This window comes from Dorea sp. 210702-DFI.3.17 (assembly GCF_020560825.1).
Classification (GTDB): domain Bacteria; phylum Bacillota; class Clostridia; order Lachnospirales; family Lachnospiraceae; genus Dorea; species Dorea formicigenerans.
Genome location: NZ_JAJCNB010000137.1, coordinates 1 through 246, shown reverse-complemented (window position 1 = coordinate 246; position 246 = coordinate 1). Strand labels below are relative to the sequence as shown.

1 pseudogene is annotated in these 246 nt (G+C 45.5%); it reads right to left on the bottom strand.

The features are described from left to right. A pseudogene (locus tag LI149_RS15255) lies at positions 1-246 on the bottom strand (glycine reductase); the annotation flags it as partial.

Genomic DNA, 246 nt, shown 5'->3' with positions numbered 1-246 from the left:
TTAAGCCTGCTTTCTTTGCTGCTGCAAATTCTGCTTTTGCTACCTCAAATACTTTATTTCTTACAAGCTGTGCTGCATAACGGATCGCTCCTGCAATAACAGGTGCTCCGCTGGCTCTTGATACGATCATGACTAACTGCTCATATCCTTCGCCAATTCCTGGTCCATATCCGTATCCAGTTGCTTCAAAGCTTCCGCCTGTTGCTGCGGATGAAAGCATTTTTACCATGATGTTTCCTGTCAGGG